The following is a 9,464-nucleotide window of genomic DNA, read 5'->3' on the forward strand; positions in this document are numbered from 1 at the left end:
CATCCATATCCTACAAAGTGCAGTAGATTAGACCGTTTTACCGTCATGTAAGGTTCAAAAAGGTAGAGCGGTCTACCTTTTTGGGGATAGGTTAAGCGCTATCCCTTTGGTCACGTGCAGATCCTATAGTCAGTTGATATCTCGTTGATCTCCGCGATGCCACAGGTTTGTGCGTCGTATTAAGGGTAATGCTATGGAATGAGCACCTGTCCCTAAAAGGGGGCTAGGTGCTATTTATCTAGAAGGAGGATGTAGGATGAAAACTTTATTGATTGCAGAAGGAACCGTGACACCGAGCTGTTCCAAAAGCCATATTACTTATACACTTCATCTGCCAAAAGATTGCCATGAGCTTCATGTGAAATTCGCTTATGATCCGAAAAAGCTGGAGGATGAGGAACAAGCTGAGGCGCTGATACGCGAAGGGCTTAACCAATACATATTGGAAGAACACCGGGCCTCATACAACTGGCGTGAATTTCTGCCACTGCAAAACTTGCTGACACTTTCCTTCGATGATGAACATGGTTTTCGTGGCGCAGGTCACCGCCATGATCCTGTACAGCACCTAACAGTTACTACCACAGAGGCATCTCCCGGGTTTACACCGGGTGTCTTCCCAAGGGGGCAATTGAAGATCATGCTTAATGTTCACTGTGTCGTAACCGAAGAATGCCGCTATCGTTTGCAAGTATGGGATGGAGGTGCAGACGCATGATGCAATGGCTGCCATTTGAGCTTCACTGTCACACTTTCCACAGTGACGGCAAGCAATCGCTGTTAGAGCTAGCGGAAGCAGCTAAAGCTTTAGGGCTGCGAGGAGTTGCGCTAACCGACCATAATACGATGACAGGTCTTACGAATCGCGAAGAAGTTGTGGCCGCAACGGGAGTCGAGGTGATCCCAGGTTTGGAATGGACCACTTTCTTCGGTCACATGCTCACTCTCGGATTGTCCGAATACGTCGACTGGCGAAATTTAAGCCCGTTTCACATCCATAGAGGCATAGATGGTGTCCATCGCCAAGGCGGACTTGTCGGACTTGCGCATCCCTTTCGTGTCGGCAGTCCCATGTGTACGGGTTGCTTCTGGGAGTTCGAGGTCTCGGATTGGAACGAGATCGATTATATCGAGGTCTGGTCGGGATTATTTCCGTCCATTCGCAGAAATAATGCACGCGCATTCGGACTGTGGACGGATCTGCTTAATCAGGGCTATCGGATAGCAGCAACCAGCGGCAGAGATTGGCATGTGTCCGACCCGGTTTCGGAGCCGATCTCGGCGACTTATTTAGGTCTTCGCGAGTCCCTCGTGGCCAGCTCAGGTCTTGTCGTAGCTGCGCTTGATGCGTTGAAACGCGGAGCGGTCGCAGTTTCAATGGGGCCGCTGCCACAGCTCCGCGTTGGCAAAGGCGGCGTAGAGTCGGCAGATATCGGCGATAGCGTCGCAATAAAGCCGGGTGTGCCGATGGAAGTCACGGTTGGCGTCGATTTTACGGCAAGAGAGGGCCACTGGGAGCTTCCAGATAATCCGTTAGAGATGAAACTGGTTAGCAACAAGGGGGAGCTTGCCTTGCTAAAATTGACACGGGATCAGTCCCAATTGACCACGGAGCTAGATTTGACCGGCGTACAGTGGATACGAGCCGAGATGTCTGGTGTTTTTTGCAGCGCCAGTACGTTAATCGGATTCACGAATGCCATCTATTTGACAGAGGAATCTGGCTCAGATGAAGAGAATTCAGGAGGAAAGCATAGATGAACACATTCCCGCGAATGACAGCCCACACTGGCTGCATGGGCACACCGGATAATACGCTTAAATCAATTGAAACCGGATTGAGTTACGGAGCCGATATTTTAGAAGAGGATGTTCTTGTTACAGCTGATGGAATTCTTGTGCTTTCACATGATGATCATGTTCATTTGGCAGACGGCACGGAGTGTTGGATCTCTCAGATGAGCTATGAACAATTGTGTGTACTAGACATCAAAGCCCATAACGGCGCTCCTGACGAAACCATACGTATTCTTCCGTTGGACACTTTACTTCCCTACCTGCAAGAGTTCGGTGTCCAGATGAATCTGGACCTGAAATCAGATGCATGTGTAGAGCCCGTAGCTGCATGGATAGAAAAAAATCAACTTCTAGAGCAAGCTTTCTTGTCAGGCTGCGAAACAGACCGTGCCGGCTTTGTTCAACGGGTAAATCCGAATTTACGCAAGCTGCTGAATGTTGATCCCGCCGTATTTATGACGGATGCTGCTTACATAGAGGTTGCTCATCAAATTTGTAAAGATGCCGCGGCATCGGCCTGTTTTGGGCTTAATTTAAACTACCGTGTGGTTAAACCTGAGCTCCTGCCAATCGCAGCTGGATATGGGTTAGATGTTTGTATTTGGACTGTCAATGAGGTAGAAGAGATGATGCATTTCATTCAGATGGGGGTTCAGTCGATCACGACCCGTAACATAGCAGATTTGGTCCAAATAAAAGCAGAACAGCGGATATAGATAAAGAAAATCTCCCCAACCACAAAAGAAAACCTCCCAATCCACAGATGTGGAATAGGAGGTTTTTTACTTGTTCCGCTTGACTTGCGTCATGTTAAGGAGATGGGTTCTTCCAGAGTTGACTTCAGGGGTTGTCCCTCTTTGTAGTAAAGATGAGGGGACAATAGAATAAAAAAGATATGAACATCGCCAAAGCCATGCGCGGCTAGCAGGTTATTCATCTCTTGCGCAATAGCGTCGTGCATTTCCTGATCTCTTGGAAACATGAGAATTTCCAGCGATTGCGGAGAGTTGCTAAGCTGTTCGATAAGCAGAAGCTCGATTTTGATCTTTTGCTGCAAAACGCCAGTTATCTTGGAAAACTCCTGAATGACGCTAGTCGAGATCGAAGAAACGAAGTCCTTTTGAAATCCTTTGAAACGGAGAAACGGCATGCTGATTCCTTCTTTGCATAGTTGTTAGCGAATTTAATCATTCTATTGAAAACTAAACATAAAAACAAAACCTATTTTAGATGAAATCATTCTCAGATCTCGATAGGTCGTGTGAACGATCTTGTACACTAATTCGTATTATAGATGTTCAGATAAGTTAAGGAAAGTAAATGCTGGATAGAAAATAAATTGAAGCCCGGAGGTAATCCTATGCCAAGAACCGTTGAATATAGGAATGATCACCTAATCCTACATCTATCAGGATTGACAAGCGCTGCCGCGTTGAAACGTCAAGTCGATATCCCTTTCAAAAGCATCAAAAAAGTATCGATTGAAGATTTTACACTATCCATGTTTCAGTTCAGGGTGGGTACTTCAGTTGCGGACATTCGAGAAGGACGTTTTCTGATTGGGAATAGATGGTGCTTCATTTCTTATGAAAATCATAAGGATGTGGTAGTTCTTGAATTGGAAGGACATGAATTTGGCAAAGTTGTGTTTCAGATTGATCATCCCGAGGAAATCAAACAGCGTATATTGGAGCAAACTGTGAAATTATAAAAGGTGTGATCAGCTGAAAAAAGGAGAGAGTCCAAAGGAATTAATATTCCTTGAACTCTCTTTTTTTAGTAAGTAAGCCTTAATATAAGGTATTAATAATGTCTAGCAGTTATGTAGCGAGTACTCCAGTAACCAGTGTTTAAAGATGTAATTACAACGCCGGAGCTCTTCGTATTACTTATGAAATTACCATTTCCAACATAAATCCCTACATGATCGATTTGACCAGGTTTGCTAACGCTGAACATGACGAGGTCGCCGATGGCTAATTGGCTTTTGCTGGGAACGCGGGAACCGAAACTCGTTTGAGCTTTGGAGCCCCATGGAATATTAACGCCATTTTTCTGGAATACAAATTGTGTGAATGCGGAGCAATCAAAGACGAGATGCGCAGGATCTTTTGTACCAAAACGATAAGTTACTTTGCCGATATAAGATTTAGCTGTATTCACAAATTTATGACCATTCGTGGCATAAATCTCTTGTGCCGATGCAGAAGTAGGCATTGACACCCCAACCGTCGAAAATAGTACGGAAAGCGCTACCGTGGTAGATATAACTAATTTTTTCATATGTGATGACACATCCTTATTCCAAATTTGGTAGTATAAAGTCTTTATGGGATAACTGTACCATAGAAAATCATGGTGGGCTTTAGTGGATTAATGGGTACGAAGGGTTTATTAACCATGGTAATTGTTGTGATCCTAGCTCAATTTGAGATAAAATGTTGGATACGGATAACGTAGAAAGAAGGATGAAAAAACCTATGATTCAATTTCAGAATGAAGCCGTGACCGTATTCCAAAGTGCTTTGTTTCAAACCACTTCGAGCGTTATTCAAACGAAAGAAATGATCATCATTGTAGATCCGAATTGGTTGCCGAATGAAATAGAAACCATCCAAAATTATGTACATTCGATCCAGGGGGAGCGGGAGATTTATCTGCTTTTTACGCATGGAGATTTCGATCATATCATTGGCTATCAGGCGTTCCCGGGCGCGAAAACAATTGGAAGTTTTGGCCTCCAAAATCATCCTAAGAAAGACGATAAGCTGAGGCTTATCAGGAATTTTGACAACGAGAATTATGTGATCAGGAACTATCCGATTCTATTTCCAGAGCTAGATATCGTGATTCAAGAGGATGGTCAGCAGGTTCAGTTAGGGGAAACGACATTGACATTCTATCTTGCGCCAGGACACACGGCAGATGGATTAATGACGGTAGTTGAACCCTTGGGGATTCTGATAGCGGGGGACTATTTATCGGATTTTGAATTGCCTTTTATTTACGATAGCGCGAAGGCGTATAGCCAGACGCTTGATAAAAGCAACGTGATACTCAAGAAACATGATATCCAGCTCTTAATCCCTGGGCATGGCTTAGCCACATCCGATCATAGCGAAATGAAGAGGCGTGTGGATCTCGCCGCTGATTACCTACTCAGGCTTCGTCAGTCCGTCATCGCGAACGATGAACCGGCACTAGAGGCTCTGAATCAAGAGCATGCTTTTCAATCTACCTTTACGGGAGAATGCCATAAGGAAAACGTGAGTATTATGAGACGTGAATATTGGGAGGGCTAAGCATGCATGAACATGTGGGTACGTGCACAAGTTGCGGCAAACCAATTTATTGCAAGGAAGGTTTTCTGGACGGTGTTGTTTTGGAAGACAAAAGCCTCGTTTGTTTTGAATGTCTGGAACCCTCGGAGTCCCCGGAGCCTAAGAATCGTTTTAATAGCGGCACGCTTATTTGTCAACTTTCCAGTTGTTGGTAACGTCCATATAATAGGATATAGAGAAATAGTACGAATGGGAGTGTTAGACAATGCCGTGGCCAATGGTGCATTTCAGTATCGCGGAGCAATTATGGAATCAGAATCCTTCGCCAGAGTTTTTGCTTGGCAGCATTGCGCCGGATGCGATTCATATGAGAGAAGGAAGTACTAGGCAGGACAAAGGCCGAACCCATCTATGTGACGACGATGGGACCATGCCAAGTCTAACAGATTTCGCTAATTTCTATAGTCAGTATAGAAGAAGCGATGATCACTCCTTTAATCAGTTCTTGTTGGGCTATGTTTCGCATATTTATACCGATCTCAGATGGACGGAGACGGTATGGAAAGATTATGTGGAGAAAGCGAATATAGAGTGTCTCGGGCAGAATGAAACATTAAAAGGCAGATATAATAGAGAAGTCTGTCAGATTGAATATCATTTGTGTAAAAGTGAAAATTGGACGGATCGCGTGCTCACTTCTTTACTGCAGGCCAATGCTTATTCCGTTCCGTCTCTCCTTCAAGACATCGAAGTCAAACAGTATAGCGAGCATGTTGTAAGGAATTTGAGGGATACGTCCAATGAACCACGTATTGCATTATGCTACATAACGGACCAAATTGTAGCTGAGTTTATCGAACGGACCGTTGACGAACTTAAGGGGTTAGTTCGTGTTTGGGAACCAATTCGTCACCTTGACGTAATTAAATAACTTTACTAAACTTAATTACGAATAGTAAGCATTTAAAGGGGGCTTTTCCATGACTACGACTCTACCTGAGGATATGAAACTTGGCATCATCAAATTGTTTGTCTCCGATTTAGAGCGTTCCATTCGCTTTTATCAAGAGATTGTTGGTTTTCACTTAGGGAAGTCAACGTCCACATCAGCTGAATTGACGATTGATGGTATTGAACCCTTTGTTTTATTGGAACAAATGCCTGATGCACAGATCACACCACGCAGATCGGCTGCTGGGCTTTATCACTTTGCCATTTTGCTGCCGACACGCAAAGATCTTGGCATGAGTTTAAAGAATTTGATTCAATCCGGCATCCATATCGGCCAAGCGGATCATCTAGTTAGCGAAGCTTTGTATATCACCGATCCCGATCATAATGGAATTGAGATTTATTGTGATCGGCCTAGAAGCACATGGCGCCGCGATGCCGAAGGAAATTATATCATGGCGGCAGATCCGATTGACTGGGAAGGTTTGCTGCATGAAGCGGAAGGCACGGTATGGGGCGGTTTGCCCGTCGGCACGGTGATGGGACATATTCATTTTCATGTTAAAAATTTGCAGAAATCTAAGGAATTCTACTGTGATATCCTTGGTTTCGATGTGGCAGCAGATGCACGCTTGGCGATGAAAGCATTATTCATATCAGCTGGCGGATATCATCATCACATCGGATTGAATGTCTGGGCTGGTGAAGAGGCGCCATTACGGTCTGCGAACGGAACAGGGCTGGATTATTACACACTAGTGTTTCCTAGTCAGCAGTCGCGTAATGAGGCCGCTCAGCGCTTGAAGCTGGCGAATGTAACTGTGACCGAGATCGGTGATGTCTTCATGGTTAAAGATCCTTCCGGCATTCAACTGAAATTGGGTTACGTACAATAGAGCGCGATAAGAAGCAGATGCTGAGGGAACCCAGCCTGCTTCTTTTTTGTTATATTCAGGGAACTACGTGCCTCTATTTCTCTTGAAAAGGCATTTTTCAATAGTCAGATGAACTAGGGGGCGCTATTTTGCTGATTCTTCAGAAAAACGCACCATGGTGGTCAAAATAAAAGCCTGTAGTTCCGCCTAGAAGGAAAACTCCTCGGTTTTCACCAAAATAGCGTACTCCAGTTCCCATAAACAAACCTGTAAGTTGCCTCCCACTTCAAGTATTGCAATGGTACAGAAATTAGTTCCAGATTGTCCCTTTCGCTTCGGACGAACCACGCATATTTTAGCATAAAGGAAGGCATGTACAGAGGAGGAGTCTTTCATGCGTCTAGTTGCTAGTAAATGGTCGAAGTTCGCTGTTCTGCTGCAGCATTCCGGCGTCGCCAAGCATATTCCTGCTATGCGCCGATACAGCGCAGAGAACCTTGCAGCAATGCTTCGTCAGTTTCAATTTGTTGTGGCCAAACCGATTGTTGGAACGGGTGGATCCCGTGTAATGAAAATCCAAAAAGCAGGCAGCGGCTTCATGCTCCACAACGCGGGTATGAAAAAAATGTATAACTGGCATGAGCTTCTGCAAGCTATTAACCGGATACGACAGAATCGTCCGTTGATGATTCAACAGGGCATACATTTAGCTACTATCGATGGCAGGCCTGTGGATTATCGGGTCAAGCTAGCAAAAGTTGGACGCACCTGGGAAATTCGGGCGGTTGTTGGTCGATTAGCGCGTCCAGGACTGTTCGTCACGAACTTGTGCCAAGGCGGTACGCAGCTGAAAGGCAGACATGCCGTGCGTCGTACTTTCCCTGCATCGTTAGTCAAATCCAAAATCGACACCATGGTCGGCGTTTCCCGGACATGCACCATGCTGCTAGAGGCCAAATATCCTGGGATTGGCATGTTAGGGTACGATTTTGGTATCGATAAGAGGGGAACTGTCTGGATTTTTGAAGTGAATACAAAACCTCACTAATATTGGCATGATGCCTGCAGCCCACACTTCTTATTCCTGAGCGCATACCTATATGGTAGGTGTATGACTACTTACAAGGTCACAGGAGGCTCACATTCATGTATAAAATAATATGCCACTGGAGCCGTTTGGATTGGCACTTCCCCCACGCTGTGATGCAGGAAGAATTCGAAACGAACCAAAGTTGGAAAAAAGCGTTGCCCGCTGGCGTGAAAGTCGATCATCAGGGGCAATATTATGTTTCTGTTCCACGTATGTCTCAAGGGATACCTGCTACGATGAATCGCATCGTGGTTAAGGAAGGGAAGCCGCTGCTTGACGCCTTTCCGAGTTGGGACTGGAATAAAGTTGGTGACGTGAATGCCCTGCAGTCTGTCCTCGGCTATGAAATTGATGAATATAATCGCATGTGGCTGCTCGACCAAGGGAAAATAGCCTACGAATCTTCACCGGAAGGATCTCAGAAGCTTGTAATTTGGGATTTGAACAGGAATTCGTTGATCGACTCCATCGTCATTCCGGATGAGATCGCGCCTTATCGGACTTCCTTCCTCAATGACCTCGTTGTTGATAATAAAAATGGTTTCGTGTATATAACAGACTCTGGATGCGGTTATCCCGATCATCCGCTTCGCGGCGGCATTATTGTGTATAATATGAAAACCAAATCATTCCGACGTGTGCTCGACCGGCAGTTCAGTACGCAGGATTTCCCTGACTTTCATTTTCAGATCGACTATAAGCCTGTGTTTAAGAATGAGCCCCTGCGGATCGGTGCCGACGGCATCGCTTTGTCAGCGGATCGTTCTACGCTATATTATTGCCAGGTAACTGGCCGCAATTTGTACGCTATTCATACGGGATTATTGCGAAACGAGCAGATACCGCTAGAACAAATAAATAGCTCTGTGCAGGTCCTAGGGAGCAAAGGGACAACGACAGACGGGATGCATGCGGATAATCGGGGCAATTTGTTTTACACGATGTTAGAGGGAAAAGGGATTGGATTTTTCGATGCAAGGGACCGCAGCTTCAACAAATTCGTTTCGGACGACCGGATGCTGTGGGTAGATGGAGTTTCTTTTGATCAGAAGGGTTCCATCATTTTTAACAACAACCGGCTTCACGAAATGTTCGGGGGCTATGAAATCGATTGGAACAATCCGTACAATTTGATTATCTGGAAAGCTTACGTTGGCAAAGATGTGAAATCCTATTTATATGGGTAGATTTATAAATAGCTTGCAAATAGAACTGTCAATTAGGTAGCTGAGCTGCCTAAAGGACAGTTTTATTTGTTTTAAGTCGGTTTGTTCAAAGCATTATTTTCCATTTTCAGCAAACGTTAAGTTAGCTTTCAACTTTCTTTCAGCCCTTGCTCAGTATGGTTTCAGGCTAGCCCCTTAGACTCCTACTTGTGAGATGTATATGACGAAGACAATCGTGGTCTTGGTACATGGGAGAGGGGAAATCAACAATGAACTTGAATCGGAAGAAAAAATGGATCATTGT

General features: G+C 44.9%; 11 protein-coding genes. 9 read left to right on the forward strand and 2 right to left on the reverse strand.

Annotated elements, in window-relative coordinates; all coding sequences use genetic code 11:
• Window positions 1-256: 256 nt before the first annotated feature.
• Genes AC1DUA_RS10740 through AC1DUA_RS10750 form a run of 3 tightly spaced genes read left to right on the forward strand, consistent with a single transcriptional unit; the run spans window position 257 to window position 2,513 of the window.
• The gene (locus AC1DUA_RS10740; protein ID WP_477499733.1) at window positions 257-718 is read left to right on the forward strand and encodes a hypothetical protein; all 462 of its coding nucleotides are present in this window, start codon (window positions 257-259) and stop codon (window positions 716-718) included.
• Window positions 715-1,761, forward strand: a complete 1,047-nt coding sequence (locus AC1DUA_RS10745; protein ID WP_477499734.1) for a CehA/McbA family metallohydrolase — start codon at window positions 715-717, stop codon at window positions 1,759-1,761. Before AC1DUA_RS10740 ends, AC1DUA_RS10745 begins: the two co-directional genes overlap by 4 nt.
• Window positions 1,758-2,513 (forward strand): glycerophosphodiester phosphodiesterase, encoded by a 756-nt coding sequence (locus tag AC1DUA_RS10750; protein WP_477499735.1) that lies wholly within the window; start codon window positions 1,758-1,760, stop codon window positions 2,511-2,513. The genes AC1DUA_RS10745 and AC1DUA_RS10750 overlap by 4 nt, the downstream gene beginning before the upstream one ends.
• Window positions 2,514-2,602: 89 nt before the next feature.
• Here AC1DUA_RS10750 and AC1DUA_RS10755 read toward each other — a convergent pair whose 3' ends face one another.
• Complete coding sequence (locus tag AC1DUA_RS10755; protein ID WP_477499736.1) at window positions 2,603-2,947, reverse strand: DUF1904 family protein; 345 nt, start codon at window positions 2,945-2,947, stop codon at window positions 2,603-2,605.
• A 210-nt stretch (window positions 2,948-3,157) separates the two neighbouring features.
• Here AC1DUA_RS10755 and AC1DUA_RS10760 point away from each other — a divergent pair, with 210 nt between their 5' ends.
• Window positions 3,158-3,508 carry a hypothetical protein gene (locus AC1DUA_RS10760; RefSeq protein ID WP_477499737.1) on the forward strand — a complete coding sequence of 117 codons (351 nt, stop codon included), beginning with the start codon at window positions 3,158-3,160 and terminating at the stop codon, window positions 3,506-3,508.
• Between the two features lie 92 nt (window positions 3,509-3,600).
• Here AC1DUA_RS10760 and AC1DUA_RS10765 read toward each other — a convergent pair whose 3' ends face one another.
• Entirely contained in the window at window positions 3,601-4,080 is a 480-nt protein-coding gene (locus AC1DUA_RS10765; RefSeq protein ID WP_477499738.1) for a C40 family peptidase, read from the reverse strand.
• 197 nt (window positions 4,081-4,277) lie between these two features.
• Between AC1DUA_RS10765 and AC1DUA_RS10770 the strand changes: the two genes are divergently transcribed.
• From AC1DUA_RS10770 to AC1DUA_RS10790, 5 genes are all read left to right on the forward strand, one after another.
• Window positions 4,278-5,099, forward strand: a complete 822-nt coding sequence (locus AC1DUA_RS10770) for an MBL fold metallo-hydrolase (protein WP_477499739.1) — start codon at window positions 4,278-4,280, stop codon at window positions 5,097-5,099.
• A 244-nt stretch (window positions 5,100-5,343) separates the two neighbouring features.
• Entirely contained in the window at window positions 5,344-6,009 is a 666-nt protein-coding gene (locus AC1DUA_RS10775; RefSeq protein ID WP_477499740.1) for a zinc dependent phospholipase C family protein, read from the forward strand.
• A gap of 49 nt (window positions 6,010-6,058) precedes the next feature.
• Window positions 6,059-6,925, forward strand: coding sequence for a VOC family protein (locus tag AC1DUA_RS10780; protein ID WP_477499741.1), 867 nt, complete (start codon window positions 6,059-6,061; stop codon window positions 6,923-6,925).
• Window positions 6,926-7,298: 373 nt separating this feature from the next.
• Window positions 7,299-7,952 carry a YheC/YheD family protein gene (locus AC1DUA_RS10785; protein ID WP_477499742.1) on the forward strand — a complete coding sequence of 218 codons (654 nt, stop codon included), beginning with the start codon at window positions 7,299-7,301 and terminating at the stop codon, window positions 7,950-7,952.
• Window positions 7,953-8,050: 98 nt separating this feature from the next.
• Window positions 8,051-9,181: an L-dopachrome tautomerase-related protein gene (locus AC1DUA_RS10790; protein ID WP_477499743.1), complete on the forward strand. Its 1,131-nt coding sequence runs from the start codon at window positions 8,051-8,053 to the stop codon at window positions 9,179-9,181.
• Window positions 9,182-9,464: the final 283 nt, after the last annotated feature.

This window comes from Paenibacillus sp. 01T422 (genome assembly GCF_056398785.1).

What these genes read in the sequence shown, in the direction of transcription:
- AC1DUA_RS10740 (WP_477499733.1), top strand. Translation starts at nt 257, where the DNA reads ATGAAAACTTTATTGATTGCAGAAGGAACCGTGACACCGAGCTGTTCC.
- AC1DUA_RS10745 (WP_477499734.1), top strand. Translation starts at nt 715, where the DNA reads ATGATGCAATGGCTGCCATTTGAGCTTCACTGTCACACTTTCCACAGT.
- AC1DUA_RS10750 (WP_477499735.1), top strand. Translation starts at nt 1,758, where the DNA reads ATGAACACATTCCCGCGAATGACAGCCCACACTGGCTGCATGGGCACA.
- AC1DUA_RS10755 (WP_477499736.1), bottom strand. Translation starts at nt 2,947, where the DNA reads ATGCCGTTTCTCCGTTTCAAAGGATTTCAAAAGGACTTCGTTTCTTCG.
- AC1DUA_RS10760 (WP_477499737.1), top strand. Translation starts at nt 3,158, where the DNA reads ATGCCAAGAACCGTTGAATATAGGAATGATCACCTAATCCTACATCTA.
- AC1DUA_RS10765 (WP_477499738.1), bottom strand. Translation starts at nt 4,080, where the DNA reads ATGAAAAAATTAGTTATATCTACCACGGTAGCGCTTTCCGTACTATTT.
- AC1DUA_RS10770 (WP_477499739.1), top strand. Translation starts at nt 4,278, where the DNA reads ATGATTCAATTTCAGAATGAAGCCGTGACCGTATTCCAAAGTGCTTTG.
- AC1DUA_RS10775 (WP_477499740.1), top strand. Translation starts at nt 5,344, where the DNA reads ATGCCGTGGCCAATGGTGCATTTCAGTATCGCGGAGCAATTATGGAAT.
- AC1DUA_RS10780 (WP_477499741.1), top strand. Translation starts at nt 6,059, where the DNA reads ATGACTACGACTCTACCTGAGGATATGAAACTTGGCATCATCAAATTG.
- AC1DUA_RS10785 (WP_477499742.1), top strand. Translation starts at nt 7,299, where the DNA reads ATGCGTCTAGTTGCTAGTAAATGGTCGAAGTTCGCTGTTCTGCTGCAG.
- AC1DUA_RS10790 (WP_477499743.1), top strand. Translation starts at nt 8,051, where the DNA reads ATGTATAAAATAATATGCCACTGGAGCCGTTTGGATTGGCACTTCCCC.